11 protein-coding genes and 5 pseudogenes are annotated in these 18,765 nt (G+C 48.3%); 3 read left to right on the top strand and 13 right to left on the bottom strand.

Annotation, left to right across the window (positions count from 1 at the left end; translation table 11 throughout):
- Positions 1–97 precede the first annotated feature (97 nt).
- A pseudogene (locus JCM11969_RS01140) lies at positions 98–1,980 on the bottom strand (FAD-binding protein).
- A 173-nt stretch (positions 1,981–2,153) separates the two neighbouring features.
- Here JCM11969_RS01140 and JCM11969_RS01135 point away from each other — a divergent pair.
- Positions 2,154–3,083 (top strand): LysR family transcriptional regulator, encoded by a 930-nt coding sequence (locus tag JCM11969_RS01135; protein ID WP_054707190.1) that lies wholly within the window; start codon positions 2,154–2,156, stop codon positions 3,081–3,083.
- A gap of 82 nt (positions 3,084–3,165) precedes the next feature.
- On the opposite strand, the pseudogene JCM11969_RS01130 reads toward JCM11969_RS01135, so the two are convergent.
- The 4 genes and pseudogenes from JCM11969_RS01130 to JCM11969_RS01115 all read right to left on the bottom strand — a co-directional run bounded on the left by JCM11969_RS01130 (position 3,166) and on the right by JCM11969_RS01115 (position 6,702).
- Positions 3,166–4,009, bottom strand: a pseudogene (locus tag JCM11969_RS01130) (aldo/keto reductase).
- Between the two features lie 114 nt (positions 4,010–4,123).
- The gene (locus JCM11969_RS01125) at positions 4,124–5,092 is read right to left on the bottom strand and encodes a DMT family transporter (RefSeq protein WP_054707187.1); all 969 of its coding nucleotides are present in this window, start codon (positions 5,090–5,092) and stop codon (positions 4,124–4,126) included.
- A 182-nt stretch (positions 5,093–5,274) separates the two neighbouring features.
- Positions 5,275–6,140, bottom strand: a pseudogene (locus JCM11969_RS01120) (DegV family protein).
- 103 nt (positions 6,141–6,243) lie between these two features.
- Positions 6,244–6,702 (bottom strand): MarR family winged helix-turn-helix transcriptional regulator, encoded by a 459-nt coding sequence (locus JCM11969_RS01115; RefSeq protein WP_054707183.1) that lies wholly within the window; start codon positions 6,700–6,702, stop codon positions 6,244–6,246.
- Positions 6,703–7,316: 614 nt separating this feature from the next.
- On the opposite strand from JCM11969_RS01115, the pseudogene JCM11969_RS01110 reads away from it, so the two are divergent.
- Positions 7,317–9,034: pseudogene (locus tag JCM11969_RS01110) on the top strand (NFACT RNA binding domain-containing protein).
- 66 nt (positions 9,035–9,100) lie between these two features.
- On the opposite strand, the gene JCM11969_RS01105 reads toward JCM11969_RS01110, so the two are convergent.
- From JCM11969_RS01105 to JCM11969_RS01075, 7 genes and pseudogenes are all read right to left on the bottom strand, one after another.
- Positions 9,101–11,638: a carbamoyl phosphate synthase preATP-grasp domain-containing protein gene (locus JCM11969_RS01105; RefSeq protein ID WP_054707180.1), complete on the bottom strand. Its 2,538-nt coding sequence runs from the start codon at positions 11,636–11,638 to the stop codon at positions 9,101–9,103.
- On the bottom strand, positions 11,631–12,713 hold the full coding sequence (locus JCM11969_RS01100) for a carbamoyl phosphate synthase small subunit (RefSeq protein ID WP_054707335.1): 1,083 nt from the start codon (positions 12,711–12,713) through the stop codon (positions 11,631–11,633). Before JCM11969_RS01100 ends, JCM11969_RS01105 begins: the two co-directional genes overlap by 8 nt.
- A gap of 46 nt (positions 12,714–12,759) precedes the next feature.
- On the bottom strand, positions 12,760–13,296 hold the full coding sequence (gene pyrR, locus JCM11969_RS01095; protein ID WP_054707177.1) for a bifunctional pyr operon transcriptional regulator/uracil phosphoribosyltransferase PyrR: 537 nt from the start codon (positions 13,294–13,296) through the stop codon (positions 12,760–12,762).
- A 101-nt stretch (positions 13,297–13,397) separates the two neighbouring features.
- Positions 13,398–14,312 (bottom strand): annotated as a pseudogene (locus tag JCM11969_RS01090) (RluA family pseudouridine synthase).
- The gene (gene lspA / locus JCM11969_RS01085; protein ID WP_404814643.1) at positions 14,305–14,772 is read right to left on the bottom strand and encodes a signal peptidase II; all 468 of its coding nucleotides are present in this window, start codon (positions 14,770–14,772) and stop codon (positions 14,305–14,307) included. The pseudogene JCM11969_RS01090 and the gene lspA overlap by 8 nt, the downstream one beginning before the upstream one ends.
- Before the next feature lie 307 nt (positions 14,773–15,079).
- Positions 15,080–16,738: a formate--tetrahydrofolate ligase gene (locus JCM11969_RS01080; RefSeq protein WP_054707172.1), complete on the bottom strand. Its 1,659-nt coding sequence runs from the start codon at positions 16,736–16,738 to the stop codon at positions 15,080–15,082.
- Positions 16,739–16,744: 6 nt separating this feature from the next.
- Positions 16,745–17,149 carry an EbsA family protein gene (locus JCM11969_RS01075; protein WP_082409097.1) on the bottom strand — a complete coding sequence of 135 codons (405 nt, stop codon included), beginning with the start codon at positions 17,147–17,149 and terminating at the stop codon, positions 16,745–16,747.
- A gap of 38 nt (positions 17,150–17,187) precedes the next feature.
- Here JCM11969_RS01075 and JCM11969_RS01070 point away from each other — a divergent pair, with 38 nt between their 5' ends.
- Entirely contained in the window at positions 17,188–17,601 is a 414-nt protein-coding gene (locus JCM11969_RS01070; protein ID WP_054707166.1) for a ribonuclease HI family protein, read from the top strand.
- Between the two features lie 14 nt (positions 17,602–17,615).
- Here the strand turns inward: JCM11969_RS01070 and JCM11969_RS01065 are convergent, their stop codons facing one another.
- Positions 17,616–18,728: an NAD(P)/FAD-dependent oxidoreductase gene (locus JCM11969_RS01065; protein WP_054707163.1), complete on the bottom strand. Its 1,113-nt coding sequence runs from the start codon at positions 18,726–18,728 to the stop codon at positions 17,616–17,618.
- Between the last annotated feature and the right edge of the window lie 37 nt (positions 18,729–18,765).

The raw sequence follows: 18,765 nt of genomic DNA, 5'->3' as shown, positions 1-18,765 counted from the left end.
AAGAATAAAAAACGTGCAGCTCATTGAAGGTCCTTGGCTGCACGAATTTTTTATTTACTGCATTTTTCAATCAACTGTAACTGACGTGACGCGTCCTTTATAGACTGGGTTGCGCCTTTTTGGCTTTCTGAATCGCATCCTTAACCGCGTTTTTAATGGCTCGGCTGGAAACGGATGCGCCGGTGATACCGTCAACCTCATAGGTGTTGGCAGCAACCATTTTGTCTGGCAGTTTTTTAACGGCTTGACCACCAACTTCGCCGGTTTCACTTTGTGCGACAATTTCGATATTTTGGAGTGTTTCGTTGGCATAGGTGATTCGCACCACAATTTCGCCACCAATACCATCGTTATCAACGCCTAGATATTGGTTGTCACTCAGCGTAATCTGATTTAAATCAATGTCTGGCTTTAAGTCGCTGCTCAACCCATTATGGCACTGGCACCCGTTGTGGTATCAGTGCTAGCAGCCATCGCAGCGGGCTGGGAATCTGCTTTGGCCTGGGCCGCATTTTCACCGGCAATCTTTCCAAAAATCAAACACTCCGCAAGATTTCCCCCACCTTGATACTGGTTCGCACAGATACCGCCAAGTTCGCCGGCACTATACAGGTGCGGAATGGGTTGGCCAGTTGTGTCCAACACCTCAGCTTGTGCATTTCGACGGGGACCACCCTGAGTATTCAACACGTCGTGGGTCATTTTAAGGGCATAAAATGGGCCGTTGTCAAAGGCTCGCATGGTGTCAGGCTTCCGGTTAAACGCGTAGTCGTGACCGGTTTCAGCAAAGTGATTAAAATCGGCGACGGTGTTCGCCAAAATTTCAGTATCGGCACCGATCTTTGTCGCAAGGTCAGTCAGCGTATCAGCTTTAACTAACTGTTGTTCAAAATCTGGGACGGGGACGTTGCCGTTAGTCTGAATTTGATCATACTGTGTTTGATCAAAGACAAGGTATGGGTGCACGTTCGTTCGTGGTACGCGCCAAGTGCCGTGATCGTAAATGTGCCCATGACGATTCGGTTCGGTCTCGTCAAAGTACCGACTGCCATCGTCAGCAACCGTCATGATGCTGCCGTTTGCGATGTCTGGCCATGCTAACAATAGTCGGCCGCGTTCTCCTTCAGGAACCGCGACTGCCATGCCATGCAATAAGCCTAAGGCCTCGTAATTTTGCATGTGCCACATGTCAGCACCGACTTCTTCTCCCATCCGGATGCCGTCACCCTTATTGTAGAGACTGCCAAGCGGTGCAAGATGGTCAGCACCTAGATAATCCTGAACGGCTTGCGGGTCATTTTCAAACCCACCCATGGCCATCACAACACCATTTTTGGCTTGAATGTTGTACAGATGACCATCGCGTTCGATTTGAACACCAATAATGGCCTTGGTATCTGGATCTTGGATCAGGTGTTTGGCCGGTGAACTGAACCAGACGGTAATCTTATCCGTTCGCGAGATAACCTGTTGCCGCAGATTCTTCCAAAGTGCCGCGTCAAATAGGCCGTGGTGAACCGTCGTGAAATCATAAGCCTCTTGACCTTCGTACTCAGGATATTCGTGAACTGCGCTGTCCAAAGGTAATGGCGCGTCCACACTTGTAAAGTCGTTTTTAACACTGACGGGTTCAACGCCGAGATATTTTTTAACATAGTCGCGCATATGGGCCATCCCGTCGACGAAGGTGTCAACCATGGTCTCATCGAGCGCCATCGGGTACGTCAATCGCTGGTAGTATTTTTTACCAGCCTCAGCCGTGTCAACGGTGCCTATCAGCTGGGCAGAATATCGTGTATTCCCACCTTCATGTCCATTGGGTGCTGAATCAGTTAACAGCACCGACGCCCCAGCATCTGCGGCAAATCTGGCCGCCGTTGCACCGGCACCGCCAAAGCCTAAAATTACGGTGTCGAAGGTTTGATCCCAATTGAGTTGTGATGCTTTTGCTAACATAGTTAAAACCTGCCTTTCAGCAATCCTTGTTTTTATTTTCACAATAATGGTTTGGAACACATCACACCATTACTATAAACCTATTATGAATCCGCTTTCCAAAAATTGGAAATAACTTTTTATTTTTGTAGTATTACTGTTTTGTAATCGGTTTTATCCTATACTGACACTAGTTAACATAGATAGGAGGAATTGTTGTGGGAAATAGATCGCTTGTTTTTCTCGAGGCCATCCAGTCACATTCAAGTATGACGAAAGCTGCACAATCTTTGTTTGTTTCACAGCCCTATATTAGTCGCGTCATTAAAACGGCGGAGGCGCAGTACCAAATTACATTAGTCGATCGTGACCATCGGCCCATTCAGCTTACATACGCTGGCGAGCGGTTATTGACCTACCTTAAAAGTGCCGAGCACTTGAACCAAGCCATGGTGACTGAGATGACACAACTGAAGGAAACTGAATCGCAAACGATCACGCTTGGCATTACGCCACCCGCTGCGATGGCCTGGTATCCAGATACGTTACCAGCCTTCTACAGCCGGTTCCCGAACATGCGAACCCGCATCATCGAAGTCAGTACTTCTGAGGCAGAAAAACAACTCGTTGACCGTCAATTAGACTTTTTTATCGGAAAAACGATTCATAAACCGCAAGTTGTTTCTCTTCCGTTGACCACGATTGCGCTATCATTAGTTATCCCAGCAACGTTTGATGACTTTCAACCGGGCAAATTCTGGCGACCATTTTCTGCTGATGTGTTGACCCACCTCAATGGCCAACCCTTTATTCGGTCAATAGGTGAGTCACGGATGCAGGAGATGATCGATCACTATTTTTCAGATCAGGGCGTGCAAACCATTCCGTTGATCGAGGTAGAAAATTTGTTATTTGCGTTACATCTCGTATTAAAGGGACTTGGGTGCACAATTGTTTCCACAGCGATGTTGACGCGTTTATCGACAGCTCAACGCGCGACGATAAATGCGTTTAAACTGCCCATCTCGCAGCTCAGTGTGGACTTTAGCGCCTCCTATCACCGTAACCATCAACTCTCGGGACCGTTAGAATTTCTTGCCCAGCAAGCCCAACAAAAGTTTACAGCTGATATTTTACGCCAGTCTTGACTGGGTACTGAACATCGAAAAAACGCCATCTCAAAGATCGAGTTAGACTTTTGAGGTGGCGTTATTTTGTTTAAATCTATGCCTATTTTGTACTCATTTTACTTAACACATCAAAATCTGCGTCGCTTAACGCAATATTTTGAGCTGCAACGTTACTGATGACGTGTTCACTTGACGAAGTTCCTGGAATTGGCAGGATGACCTCAGACCGCTTTAATAGCCAAGCCAAGGCAATTTGTGACGGTGTTGCGTCGTATTTCTTGGCAATTGTTGTCAATTGACTGTCGTCCGTCAGTTTACCAGTCGCTAATGGGAACCAAGGAATGAACGCAATGTGATTCTCGTCCGCATAGTTCAGCACATCTTCATCCGCACGATCGATTAAATTATAGCGGTTTTGAACTGACACGATCGGCGTGATCTTTTGTGCCGACTTCAGCTGATAAATGGAGACCTGACTCAAGCCGATATGCTTGATCTTTCCCTCCTGCTGCATTTTTGCCAGTTCACCGATCTGGTCTTCTAACGAGTAGTTGGCATCGATGCGGTGCAGCTGCAACAGATCAATGTGGTCCAAGCCCAAGGAGAACAGGTTTTCTTCAACTTGTTGACGCAGGTAGGCTGGATTGCCTAATTCGGTCCATTCACTGGGTCCCTGACGCGTAAACCCAACTTTGGTGGCCACCAGAACATGGTTGTCAGCGTTGTGCTAGCGCTCTTTTCAGGTAGATGTTGGCAAAGAGCGGGCCATATGAATCCGCCGTATCGATAAAGTCGACGCCGTGGTCGATTGCTGTTGTAATGACGTTCACGGCGTTTGCTTCATCATCAGCTGGCCCCCAGACACCCGTGCCAGGCAGTTGCATGGTCCCAAATCCTAGCCGGTTGACCGTAATCTCGTCATCAAATTTGAATGTTAAGTTCATATCAGTTCCCCTTTTTAAAATGCGCTTAGTTTAGTGGCTAGGTCTAGTTTACGCCTAACCCGGGTGGCCATTTCAAGTCAGGTCCCCTGTATCTTGTTAAAACTTTAACTTTTACTATACCAGTCGGATGAGCACAACGCCAGCAACCATCACGATCAAACTGACAAGTTGCCAAACGGTGACGCGATTTTGCTTAGCCCCTAACCAGCCGAATTGATCGATCAACAGGCCGCCAGCCATCAACCCGATCAACGTAATCACAACGGCCAGTCCAGTCCCGATAACCGGAACGAGATAGACGTTTGCGAGCACAAACAACGCACCGATGAGGCCGCCGATCCACATCCACCACGGATGATGTTCAGTCCGTAAACTGTGTAAATGAAATGGTGGCCGTAAGATCAACACGATGATCAGCAGCACGACTGTTCCGACAAAGAACGAGACGAACGCCGCCTGGATTTTTGACTGCAACACGGCACCGAGGTAGCCGTTGATTGCTGTCTGCGAAGCGCTCAACATTCCGGCAAAAACACCAAGCAGACGCCAAAGCCACGCTTCGATACCGTGCGCTTCAGTCGTTTCCGAGATGGGGGCTGCACCTTCTTGATCCAAAACTTCATGACCTTCAGCAATCCCACGTTTGCCGGCGACAGTCCCAATGACACCAAGAATGACCAACAGTGCACCTGAGGCACTAACTAGCGTGATGTGGCTGATCGGTGAATGAAACCAACCGTAGTTATCGATAGCTAGTCCGGCGATGATCTGGCCCAGAACCGGCATGATCACTATCTGAACGCTGCCGAGCTTTGGAAATAACAAGATATTTCCGGTTAAATAAACGACACCAAATAGCCCGCCAAACCACAGCCAGATGGGTTCAGATGTCAGCAGCGACGGTAAAAATACCAATGTATGAACGACGATTAAACTCATAATGGCTAAAAAAATCGTGCCAACGGAAAACGAAATAAATGATGCTGAAAATGGGGACCCTAAAACGCTGCGTAAGCGGGAATTGATACTCGTTTGAATCGGTAACCCCACGCCAACGGCCAGGGCAATGATAATGGCGAACACGGTGTCGCTCCAATCTTATTGTGATGCCAAATTATAGCGCCATCGTAACCTTAATGCCAGTAGTTGTTATTTGTAATGATCATCTGCTAAAGCGCATTGTGACCAAACATCAAAACCACAGACCGACTGGGGCGCTGTGGTTTTGAGAGATGTTTCATTTAAATAAGTGCTAATACCAATAATTAGGCTTTATAGATATCTTTGAGCCAGGCCAAGGCTAATGACTTTTCGCCCAGATGGGTTCCGATAACCGGACCAAAGTAACCTGTTTCAATTTTAACTTGCGGAAATTTTTCATGAATTGTTTTTAGCCAATTATTCCCGCCATCAGGGTCGTTCCCGTTGATGACAATGGCCCACAACGGGTAATCCACTTTGCTGACAGCTTCACTGAAGATCTCTTCGACCCGGGTCAGCGCTTTTTTACGCGACCGCACTTTTTCAAACGCCACAATTTCGTGTGTTTCATCATCGAAGGTCAACAGCGGCTTAATTTTTAAAATGCTGCCAATAAACGCAGACGCATTTGACAGCCGACCACCGCGAACAAGGTGTTGGAGATCATCCACGATGAAGACTTCGTCAATGGTGGACCGAACGTCATCCAGCCGGGCAATAATTTGATCTGCATCGGCGCCTTATCAGCCATCCGAGCCGCTTCAATGGCTAAATACCCCATCAGCTTAACGGTAATTTGGGAGTCGTAAACGATCACCTTCGTATTTGTCAGCTGACTGTTGACGTCTCGCAACGAATTCACAAATCCAGAGATGGTACTTGCGAGATGAATACTGATGATCGTATCGTATCCCTCATCGCCCAGCTGTTGATAGAGCTGAATCATTTCACCCATTGGGGGTTGCGACGTGCTTGGAAAGGATTTTGAATTCCGCAATTTCTCCCAGAATTCATCCAGTGTGATATCAACGCCCTCATTATAGGAACGGCCGTCGATGACAACCGGAATGGGCACAACATGAATGTGGTAACGTTCAACTTCCTCTGTTGATAAATAGCTGGTACTGTCTGTGACCACAGCTATTTTCATACAAAACACCCGTTTCTTTAGTTAAATTTCAATTTATTAAATGCTGTCATAAATGATATGTAACCCATTCTAACAGGTTTGCGGTCAAATTGCTAAACCTGCGCTAAGAATGCGTTTTCTCGTCCGCTGTGTCTTCCCCCGAAGTCACAGTGGCTTTTTGCAGACTACGATCCAGCCGCTTTAACATGATGCGCAACATCTCCTGCTCATCGTTTGGCCAGTAGTGAAAAATGGCATCGACAAGTGTGTCGTACGCCTGGTTGATCCCCGTCAGCGCATCTTGCCCCGTTGTGGTCAAAGCATATTCAAGCTGTCGACGATCTTTCCCAACGGCGGTCTTGCTGACCAGTTCCTTGGTGGATAAGTTTTTGAGCTGGCGACTCAGCGTTGACGTGTCGAGCTGCAAGGCACCTGCCATCGCATCCTGTGTAATAATGTTCGCGTCGATCTGACGCAGTAACTTCCACTCCGCAATCGTGACGTGGTACTTTTTCGTGATCTTGGTCGTCTGCTGCTGCAGATTCTTTGCCGATGTATTTAAAATATCTAGGATATTGTCCAATAAAAGCCCCTCCCTTGTGATGCAGTATGTGCTGATTGTATTATACATCTTTTTGTGGGATGTGCCTAGTCGGTTGTCTGTGAGATGGCTTTGGGGTGCGGGTTGTAGTGTGCAAAAGGCGGTTGTGGGTGGTGGTGGAATTGGGGTTATCGTGGATTGTTTGGCGCTGGGTAGGTGCTTTGTTGGCTTCTACGTTTTTGGGGTTATTGGTGGTGTTATTGAGTAGGATGCGTGTGTTGACTGGAGCGTCTGGGGGATTGCATTGGTGCGTTTTAACAGTGATTGTTCTTTTTTATGCTGTATTTCACAGAGCGTTGAGTGGCTATGTTGGGCCAGCCTTTTTTGTGGCCATAGTGTTTATGCGTCGGTGTTCTTCCTATTTACGTTGACTAAACGAGTTTCGCAAGGCTGAGCGCTACTGCATAAGTAACTCTGGTCAAAAAAGTCAGGCCCGGACTTTTCTGACCAGAGTTACTTATGCTCCGCCCTCAAAACGCCTTGCTCCGCTCTCTGACCACTTTCCTTGCCACTCCCCACCCAAATCTGTATACTAGTGTACGTATGCGAAAAAATGACCGTTATAACTCTTTTCTATTTATTAAGGAAGTGAACACATGTCTTTTGATGGTGTATTTACCCATGCTATGGTTGGTGAACTGAATCAGACGCTTGCTGGTGGCCGGGTCTCTAAGGTGAATCAACCTTACGACAACGAAATTATTTTAACCATTCGTGCAAACCGGACCAGTTACCCCCTCTTGTTATCAGCGAACCCAACCTTTGCACGTATTCAAACGACGCAAATTCCGTACGTTAACCCCGTGGTGCCGACAAACTACACCATGATGATGCGTAAGTATCTCAGCGGTGCCATTTTAAGCAGTGTCACCCAACCCGCTAACGACCGGGTCGTTAACTTAGACTTCACCAGTCGAAATGAATTAGGTGATCAGATTAATCTTCGCCTCATTATTGAAATTATGGCGCGGCATAGTAACGTCATTTTAATCGACACCAGCGACATGACCATCTTAGATGCCATTAAACACGTGCATCCTGACCAGAATCGTTACCGGACACTGTTACCTGGCGGGACCTATATTAATCCCCCGGCGCAGGATCTTCGTGATCCCTTTACCGGCCCTGTTGAGGTGCTGACAGCCCTAGTCAAAGATTACCCAAACGAAACGGTGTTGGCGCAACAACTGCAAAAAACGTATCAGGGTCTTGGCAAGGACACTGCGCTTGGACTCGCCCGTCAGTTGCACCAATCCACTGACAGTGACGCTGAATTTACAGCATTCTTTAAGCGCTTTGAAACACCGGAACCGACCCTTGTTGTGACTGCCAAGAATAAAACGAGTTTCACTGCCTTCCCTTATATTGAAGACGATGGCACGACGACCCAATCCTTCAACACGTTGAGTAGCCTGCTTGATTTCTACTATCAGGACCGGGCCGAACGTGACCGGGTCCAGCAACAAGGCAGCACGTTGATTCACGTGGTTAAAAACGAGCTCAAAAAGAATCGGACTAAGCTCAAAAAGCTTCAACAGACCATGGCCGCAACTGAGAATGCAGATGAGTTCCGAATCAAGGGCGAGCTGTTAACGACATACTTACATCAGGTTGAACGGGGAATGACCAGCATTTCACTGCCGAACTTCTACGACAATGAAAAACCGATGACGATTTCCTTATCAAATCAGATCAGTCCCTCGCAAAATGCAGCAAAAATACTTCAAAGCGTTACAACAAGCTGAAGAATGCGGTGCAGTATGTGACGGAGCAGATCGATAAAACCAACGCTGAGATCACCTATCTTGATAACATTCAATCGCAAATCGAACTTGCTGCGCCGAAGGATCTCGCTGATATTAAGCTGGAACTGCAACAGGGCGGCTATCTGCGTGACCACGAGCACCGGAAGAATCAAAAGAAGAAGCGCCAACGCGTGTCGAAACCAGAGATCTTCCAGGCTGAAGATGGGACCAAGATCGAGGTCGGGAAAAACAATCTGCAAAATGAACAGTTGACCCTGCATAGTGCAGCCAAAACTGATATTTGGCTGCACGTTAAGAACATGCCTGGCTCGCACGTAATCATCCATGACGCCAATCCGTCTAATGAAACGCTGCTTGCAGCAGCCAACATTGCAGCTTACTATTCCAAGGCACGCCAATCCAGCTCTGTTCCAGTAGACTATGTTCAGGTCAAACGGATTAAGAAACCGAATGGCACCAAACCGGGCTATGTGATTTATGAAGGCCAAAAAACGTTGTATGTAACGCCTGATCGTGCCTTTGTTGAGGGCCGCATGGTGAAACAATAAAATGAGGTAACCGGTTCAAACCAAAAAGAGATGCCACTATGGCATCTCTTTTTGGTTACTCTGCATTTAGTCAGTCTTATCTTGATCTGCTAAAACCGCCTGCGAATGACTCCCAAACGCAATTTGTCCCCCCACCTCCTGAGTGGTCAGCCCAAGTTGTGTTGGTAATTGCAACTGTTTGAACGGGAACGTCCCCTGAACGGTTGCAACGCGGTCAGAATGAATATCAAGCGGCAAGTTTGCGATTAAATTTTCGTCAATTTCACCAAGTGCTTGCCGAATCAACATCCGGACCCAGTTGATGCCGGTGACTTTATTCAAGTAGGCAATCGTTGTTAACCGAGTTGGTCGAACACCGGCAAAGGCGGGTTGACCATTACTAATTGTATATAGCATTTGGACTAACCCGGTACGTGGATCGTTCATGAGGTAGTTAGTTGCATGCTGCAAAATGTGATCTAACTGAGTATCATCAATTTCGGCTGGCGTTTTCATGACAGTGATTTGATCAAATGTTGTGGCCATTCCCTGGTCAGAACGCAGGTCACTCACCAAGATCGGCACGATGTGATCTCTCGTAATAAAGAGATCCAACCCAATCGTTGCGTAGTTATTAACAAGTTCACTGCGTTTCTCCTGGTCGGGCGGTAACACCGCGATGCGCAGATGACGGCGTCGCAATTCGCGTGTCAGATAGTGCCGGTTACCGGGGACAAAAATAATCTCCGGTCGCTCGATTGCAATCACATTGAGCACGTCACCCAACTGAATCGGATCAATGTACTGTTTGTCCGTTAACGTCGCGACTAACGAAGCAGCGTTTGGATTCGTGTTCATAATGATGGTCTTGTACCCGGACTTACGGAGTTGATTAAGCATGCTCGTCGTAAAATAGTCCGCCGAGGCGTTGGGTCCTAACTGATTGCCACCGCGACCTAACACAAGTGCACTATGGTCAGAAAGGCGGTTGGATTCATTTTCGAATTCAAACGTGCTGTAGTAGCCAGTCGATTCGGCTAAAAATTCGGCAGCAGTGGGTTCAATCCCCTTGTAGGTGGGGACGACGTCGTGGTCGCGCCCGAGTTGACGGACATTGTCGATGTCCGTTCGCCACAGACGGGCGATCATCCCATCGCCAAACCCGTAATAACGCCCCTTTTTCAGTGACTTAGCGCCCATCGGATTATCCTTGATCTCAATTTCAATATCGAGGATATGCTTCAGCTTGTAAAAGAAGAACGGATCAATTTTGGTGAGTTCGTTAAGTTCATCAACTTGGTAGCCGCGTCTTAACGCTTCCAATAACACGAGTATCCGTGATGCCAAGGGATGAATTAACTGTGAGATGATCTGCGAATCAGACAAGTTACTCATTGAAGGCAGTTCATCCTTAGGACTAAATTGAGAGGAACGCAATGCCTTTAGAATGGCTTCTTCAGCACTGCGCCCGATACCGATTGTCGAGCCGACTGACCGCATAACAGTGCCAAGGTGGCGATCAGCGTTGGGAATATCTTCAAACGGCCAGATTGGGATTCGAACGACGACGTGATCAACCGTCGGCTCCAGTAATGCCGTTTGCCGAAAATGAAAGATCTCTGGCAACCGCACTTCAGTGAGTTTGAGGTTGAGGTATAAGCTCGCCGCTACCGTCGCAATCGGATAGCCAGTCGCCACCGCTGCCAGCGCCGTCCCCCGATCGTTGTAGGGGGTCACTTTTGTCACGTAAAAGAGTTCTTTTTGCGCATCGAGCGCAAAATGAATATGGCTGACACCTGTAAAATTAAACTTGTTGTTGATGGCAAACGTCATGTCGCGCAATTGCTGATATTCAGTGTTCGTCAACGTCTGTGTGGGCACAACGACCATTGAATCACCAGAGTGAATGCCGATAGGATCGATGTTTTCCAGCCCTGCAATCAGGACTTGCGTGCCCGTGAAATCACGAATCGCCACCATTTCAATTTCTTTATAGCCCACAATACTCTGTTCGATCAGACATTGGCTAAACCGGGACCAGGCAAACCCCTGGGTCACCGCGTTGATCAGGTCATCTTCGTTGTCGCAAAGAATTCGGTTTGTATCGAGCTTTGGCGCCACTGGTTTAACGATGACCGGGTAGCCGATCCGCATCGCCACACTAACGGCCTCATCAAGCGTGCCAACCGTTTCTGAGGAAATGACGGGTGCGCCGATCTGTTGCAAAACGTCATTAATGCGGTCTGGGTTGTTCACGTCAACCATGGATTCGGATGGGATGCCCAAAAGGCGGACCCCATTATCGCTTAACACACCGTTTTCTTGCAGTTCCTGGACCACACTGATGGCTAAAACCCCACCAACCGTTGGCAGAATAGCATCGGGATGCTCTTTTTCAATGATCCGTTGCACGTTTTCCACCGTTACCGCTTGGATAAACATGTTGGTGGGTTGCACGCGTTCAAGGGCAACTGAAAATGGATTGTTATCGATCAGTAATGTTCGAATACCCAGTTTCTGAAACGCCTGGATCATTTGTAATGTGGCCGCGTCCAGCTCTGTTTCGTGGCCAATTTCCGTTGGACCGCCACCGATTATTAGAATTTTTTGAATATCGTTATCCATGTAGACCCTCTCGTGTGCCCATTATTTCAATAAATTCATCGAAGAGATCGACCGAATCGTTTGGCCCCGGTGCGCCATCTGGGAAAAACTGCACTGAAAAAGCCGGGAAATCTCGGTGCCGCAGTCCCTGAATACTACTGTCGATCAAATCGCGGTACGTGGTGATCAACCGGTCGCGGTCAACCGACTCGCCATCAACGACGTATTCTTGACCCTCAAGCGCATAAATGATCTCGTTGGTGATAATTTTACGAATCGGGTGACTCGCACCGTGGTGTGCCACCGGCAGCGCCGTGATCTCGGCACCATTTGCCAGCGCAAAAAGTTCGTGTCCCAACCCAATCGCGAATAGAGGTACGCGTTCTTGAATCGTTCTGATCATGTCCAAAACGCTCTCAGGTAAGTCTAACGGTGACCCTGGACCAGTCGACAAAATGACGCCGTCCGGATCAAGGCTGATGATCGATTGGGCATCCGTCTTACAAGGCAGAACGGTGACGTTACAGTTCCGTCGCGACAACTGCCTCAGGATCCCGTGCTTTAACCCAAAATCGACAACCACAACGTTATACCCGCTGTTGGGGTTGGGGTACGGCGCCGGAGTGGCCACTTGGGCGACTTGCTGATTGGTCAGTACCGTGGCGTGCAGCTGGTCAAACGCGTGGTCGTCATCCACATCTACAATGCTGCCCTTCATCGTCCCGTTCTTTTGAATCTGACGAATCAGATGGCGGGTATCGATCCCGCTGATGCCCGGAATGTTGTGTTGTTTTAAAAACTGGTCAAGGGACAGGGAACGCTGCCGGTTTTTGGAGATATCCGATACATCACGCACGACCATCCCCTTGGCTGTTGGCAAAATTGATTCATAACTGTCATGAGTGATGCCGATGCTGCCAATAGTTGGTTGTGAAAAAACAATAATCTGGTTGTGGTAGATCTGATTGGTCACAATTTCTTGGTAGCCCAACATACTGGTATTAAACACAAGTTCACCAGTGGTTGTGGCGCCTGCACCAAAGCCTTCACCTGGGTACGATGACCCGTCTTCAAGTATTAAAAATCGTTGTGCCATCATACATCAGTCCATTCTTGTAAACACCAAATAAACCGGTGCTTTTTTAACGATCAATAATTTCAACACTGTCTTGACCGTCAATTTCTGTGACGGAAACCTTAATGCGTTCAGATTGAGAACTGGGAATGTTTTTGCCAACAAAGTCAGCACGAATCGGCAGTTCCCGGTGACCGCGATCAACTAAAACAGCCAGGTTGATCTGTTCTGGCCGGCCAAGATCCATAATGGCGCTCATTGCGGCCCGAATAGTACGGCCAGTATACAGCACATCGTCCACTAGGATCACTTTTTTATCTGTAATGGGAAAATCAATTTTAGAGACTGTGACCGTTGGATCGATTTCTTGACTATCATGCTCGATGTCGTCGCGATACTTTGAAACGTCCAATTCCCCAACCGGAACCGTTGCGTTTTCTAACTGTTTTAAGCGACTTGCGATACGTTGTGCCAAGTAGATACCTCGTGTTTTGATGCCCAGAATGACGAGGTTGTCGATTCCCTTATTCCGTTCAATGATCTCATAGGTGATCCGGGTGAGTGCCCGTTGCATTGCCATTGCGTCTACAACTACTTTTGCCATGAGTTGCCTCCTTAAGAATTTAGGTACTGCTTATTTAAGCGAAACTGTGTTGACGTGAGTATTCAGCCTCAAGTTTAGCATAAAAATTGGGTTTTGCACTGTCAATGCAAGCCAGGTGTCTGTTCGCGTAATCGTCGCAGAACCCGTTCAAAATCATCTGGTAAAGGCGCTTCAAACACAAGCTGTTTGCCCGTTACGGGATGCTTAAACCCTAGTTTCTTTGCGTGCAGGAACTGTCCACTGCCGTTAATCGTTTTACGTGGGCCATAGAGAGGATCACCGGCTAAAGGATGGCCGATGGATTTCATATGCACTCGGATCTGGTGGGTTCGACCAGTTTCGAGCCAGCAAGAGATCAACGTATAGTTGAGGTAGCGTTCTAACACCTTAAAATGGGTCACCGCGTGCCGGCCGTCAGCAACGATTGCCTGTCGCTTTCGATCCTTGGGTGACCGTCCCAACGGTGCGTCGATCGTGCCCTCATCTTGCTTGATGACACCGTGGACTAACGCAATGTACTCGCGTAGATTTGTTTTATTTTTTAGCTGGGCTGCGAGGCTGCGATGCGCGTTGTCATTTTTGGCAACCATCAACAACCCGGATGTATCCTTATCGATTCGATGCACGATTCCAGGGCGGTACGTGCCGTTGATTGTCGAAAGCGGCGAGTGGTATAACAGCGCGTTGACCAGGGTATGGTCAGGGTGCCCCGGTGAGATGAACCACCATCCCTGCAGGTTTGTTGACCACGATCACGTCGTCGTCCTCGTAAACAATATCGAGGGGAATATTTTCCGGCTCTAGATCGAGCGCGACCGGATCTGGAATGGTGATCACAACCTCATCACCAGGCTGCACGGGGTACTTGGGCTTCGTTAGGTTGCCATTAACCGTGACGTTGCCTTATCAATGGCTTCCTTGAGTTGTGAACGACTCTCATCAGCCATCAGGTTGCTGAGCACCTTATCCAAGCGGCCAGTTTCGGTCGTGATTTTAAATGTTTCTTGGCTACTCATGTGAAGACCCCGTTCTGTCGCGGCGGTCCTCCAGCAGAATGGCAATCATCAGGACAATGACACCAACCGTTAAACAACTGTCCGCAAAATTAAAAATCGGAAACGAAATAAAGTCTAGTTGGAACATGTCGACCACGAACCCTTGACGTATCCGATCCACAAAGTTACCAAGCGTCCCCGCAATCATCAAAGCGAGTCCCAGTTCGTACCGCCAATCCGTGCGGTAACGAATGAGAAAATAGATCAAGACTGCCAGTGCGATGATTGACACGATGTAAAAAAACCACTGCTGACCTTCGAGCATACTCCAAGCTGCCCCATTATTACGCAGATAGGTGAGCGATAGAACCCCAGGAATCACCTGATGGACTGCCCCCAAGGCAATGTGCGCCACAACTGCGTATTTAATCCACTGATCGATCAGAAATAAAACGATGATCAAAACTGTAACTGATCCGATTATCAACGCACCGAACTCCCTTTTTGAATTATTTATCTATTATAGCAGACCCCGGCTTATCCAGCCACGGTGCTGTATTATTCTAGTTGATTTTCCGTTGGTAACTGATCTAGCTGTGATTTTTCGTTGGCGGGGCCTTTTCCTTGCCTAGTATTATGTGAGACGTTGAAATACTTAAATTTCTAGTTTGGATTGTCGAAACGTGTCCCCGCATGCCGAGACCGGCTTACGCCACTAGCGCCAGTTCAACCCAAAATAAAAAGCCCCTAAAGACAGCGGCTTTTTAGTGTGTAAATGATATTAATCGTTAGAACAACCCGGTGATCTTGCCATCAGCATCGATGTCCATGTCCAATGCTGCCGGGTGTTTTGGTAGGCCAGGCATCGTTAAGACATTGCCTGTCATTGCCACGATGAAACCAGCGCCCAGCTTGGGGACAAATTCGCGGACGTGAATGGTAAACTCTGTTGGTGCACCAAGCGCCTTCGCGTTGTCCGATAATGAATACTGCGTCTTTGCCATGCAAACTGGCAGCTTATCCCAACCCTGCTTTTGGAAGGTCTTTAACTGGCGTTTAGCCTTGGGTTCCAGTTCAACGTCGCGACCGCCATAAATATTTTGAACGATTTTAGTCATCTTGGTCACCAAGTCATCGTCGGAATCATAGAGTGGCTTGAAGGTTGATGGTTCGTCAGCAGCTGCCACAACGGCATCTGCCAAATCAAGTGCGCCACCACCCCCGTTTGCCCAAACTGTGGTATCAAAGGCTTGTACGTGGAGTTCATCCTTAACGTAGGCCAATAACTGATCGATCTCGGCATCCGTATCACTCGTAAAACGGTTCACAGCCACGATTACGGGCACACCGTAGCGACTCATGCTTGTCACGTGACGTTTCAAGTTTTCCGAACCGGTTGCTAACGCAGCCAAGTTCTCTTCCTGCAAATTGTTCTTATCCACGCCACCGTTGTACTTTAACGCGCGAACGGTTGCAACGATCACGACTGCATCCGGTGTTTTGCCAAGAACCGGGGTCTTAATATCCATGAACTTTTCGCCGCCAAGATCAGCACCAAAGCCGGACTCGGTAACCACGTAGTTTGCGAGGGCTAAGGCTGACTTAGTTGCAATGACGGAATTACAGCCGTGGGCGATGTTTGCAAAGGGGCCACCATGGATAATGGCTGGGGTGTGTTCGATCGTTTGGACAAGGTTTGGCTTGATGGCGTCCTTTAATAACAACGCGATCGCACCACCGACTTTTAAGTCTGCTACGGTCACTGGGTCCTTATCGTAGGTGTATCCGATCACAATCTTATTAATGCGCGCTTTCAAGTCTGCGAGGTCCTTGCTCAAACATAAAATTGCCATTAATTCACTCGCAACAGTAATGTCAAACCCATCCTGGCGTGGAATTCCTGAGGTACGACCGCCTAACCCAATGACCGTTTGCCGAAGTGCACGGTCGTTAATATCGATCACGCGCTTCCAAATCACCTGGCGTGGATCAATGTTAAGCTCGTTGCCCTGCTGAATGTGGTTGTCGATCAGTGCTGACAAGGTATCGTGGGCCTCCGTTAATGCGCCCATGTCCCCAGTAAAGTGCAGGTTGATATCTTCCATTGGAATAACCTGCGCATACCCGCCACCCGTGGCACCACCCTTGATGCCCATGACGGGCCCCAGGGATGGTTCACGTAATGCAATCGCGACCTTTTTGCCCTGACGCTGCAGTGCATCACCTAGACCAACAGTAACGGTTGACTTGCCTTCACCCGCTGGCGTAGGGTTAATGGATGTGACCAGGATCAGTTTTGACGTGCTGGCATCCCCAGTAACGGGGAGTTTAATTTTCGCTTTTACAGCACCATACTGTTCGATTTGGTCGGCTGACAGGTCTAATTTACCTGCAATTTCTGTAATGGGTGCTTCAGTAGCTGCTTGTGAAATTTCAATATCATTCAATGTGGTTTACCCCTTTTGTGAAATTTGTGCCTCTTGAATCAAGTTATTGAGTTCAATCACTGAGTTTACTGGTAATAAGAACTGATAGATCTTCCCGCCATAAACAAATCCTAAACGGTACTTAGACGCGTGGACATTGTGCACATCGCTGAGGCGAATCTGTACCCAATTATGGTTAAGGATTCGGCTCACACGGATCACGCCATTTTCAAGATAAATGTGGCGATAATGGATCTGCGCCCACACCAGCACGATAAAAATGACACCAATCACCCATGGGATCCAGTAATGATTTGAAAGTTCCAGTGCTAAAATAATACTTAAACAGAGCACCACGACCGTCCAACTCCATAAAATGATCGTAGACAAGGGGCCAGGCTGGTACAATAATTGACGTTTTTGCTTTGAAATAATGGGAATCTCTTCCTTTCGAAAGGTGGTTTAAACCAATGTTTACTTTATATACAGATGCCACAACCGACAGTGATCGTATTTTAAGTGCCGCCGGTATTTTGATTCTTCATGATGGACAGCAGACGCAACTTAAGGCGGTCCTGCCGGATGGTGACAATCATCAAGCTGAATTTCACGCAGCTATTACGGGCTTTGAAAAACTCGTCACGATTGCTGGTGATTCGGCGACGGCGTCAAGCGTTTTGTATTATACAGATAGCAAGATTGTCGCCGATAGTGTCGCAAAACAGTATGCAAAACACTATCAACCGCTCGTCGATCAGTTACTGGCGTTGCAAGCGAAGTTTAGCGTCGTCGTGACAAACTGGGTGCCTGAAAAACAGAATCAGGGTGCCCACAATTTGGCGCAACAGGCGTTAAAACAGCACCGCGCCGACGTCGACCGCTAACTGTACCTGACGTGCTATGAGAAGTAATTTGCCAGGTTCTTTTCATACTTGCTCCAGTCGGGTTGACCGCCATAGATAGCTGTACCGGCTAATAGTCTGCCAATCAGCGGTCCCGTTGTTAGGCCGGATGCCCCTAATCCGCTAGCCACCAAGATCTTAGGGTGTTTCGGTAACCGGCCAAAGAACGGTGAATGATCCTCGGTGTAAGCCCGGGTGCCGACCTTGGCCTCCGCAATACTGTCAGCCGTCAAGCCTGATACAAAGCGTTGAGCGCTTCCCAGCAGATCCTGAGTAGCCTCGTCAGTAACGCTCAGGTCATACTTTCCTTCGTCATCGTGGGTCGCGCCAACGATCAGTTCGCCGTGGCCGAGCGGAATCACGTCCCGTTCGCCCTCCGGCATCAGTACCGGCATGTTTTCATAATCTTGGATATCCTGCACGTTTAGCCGGATAAGTTGGCCATTTTGTGGGCGGACCGCAACTTTAATGCCTAACGGCGCAACTAAATCAGGTAACCAGGCACCAGCCGCAAGAATCAGTTCGTCAAATCGTTTTAACCCTGCTGGCGTGATCACGCGACCCGCTTCGTCAAGTTGGACGCGGCCATGCTTCACTGTGAGGTTGACTTGACTGGCCTGCTGAAGCAGCTCGGTTACAAATTTAGCCCCATCGATACGGGCACCGCCACTCACCAACACGCCTGGCTGTCCTTTTGACAGAAGCGGAATTTTCTCCTGGACTTGTTCAGCAGTGAGTTGTGCGATCTCACCCATATCGGGATCATCCGCCGCCCACTGTTTAGCCAGTTCCCATAATTTCGACATATCCGTCGGGTCCGTTCGTGTAATGATCGTTCCGGTCTGAGCATACACATCCGTGGCCAAATTAGCTTGACGCGCCAGCTGCATTAACAGTGAAGCACCATCCTTAGCGAGCTGATACCACTGGGAATTGCGACGCTTTGACAGCCACGGTGAAATGATTCCGGCAGCTGCGGAGGTTGCTTGACCAGTCCCGTCATCGTACAGGGTCACTTCAAGTTGATCATGACCAGATAACGTGCTGAGATAGTACGCAGCACTGGCACCAACGATACCGCCGCCGATAATTGCAATTTTTCGTTTCATAACATGCACACTCCTTCAGAATCAATCTGTCTAGATC

Origin of the sequence: Secundilactobacillus paracollinoides DSM 15502 = JCM 11969 (assembly GCF_001311135.1) — a bacterium.
GTDB lineage: Bacteria > Bacillota > Bacilli > Lactobacillales > Lactobacillaceae > Secundilactobacillus > Secundilactobacillus paracollinoides.
The sequence above is the reverse complement of the archived record's forward strand: the minus strand, read 5'-3'. Positions and strand labels throughout refer to the sequence as shown.

Coding starts and splice junctions, on each gene's coding strand:
- JCM11969_RS01105 (WP_054707180.1), bottom strand. CDS start 11,638: ATGGATAACGATATTCAAAAAATTCTAATAATCGGTGGCGGTCCAACG.
- JCM11969_RS01100 (WP_054707335.1), bottom strand. CDS start 12,713: ATGGCACAACGATTTTTAATACTTGAAGACGGGTCATCGTACCCAGGT.
- pyrR (WP_054707177.1), bottom strand. CDS start 13,296: ATGGCAAAAGTAGTTGTAGACGCAATGGCAATGCAACGGGCACTCACC.
- JCM11969_RS01070 (WP_054707166.1), top strand. CDS start 17,188: ATGTTTACTTTATATACAGATGCCACAACCGACAGTGATCGTATTTTA.
- JCM11969_RS01065 (WP_054707163.1), bottom strand. CDS start 18,728: ATGAAACGAAAAATTGCAATTATCGGCGGCGGTATCGTTGGTGCCAGT.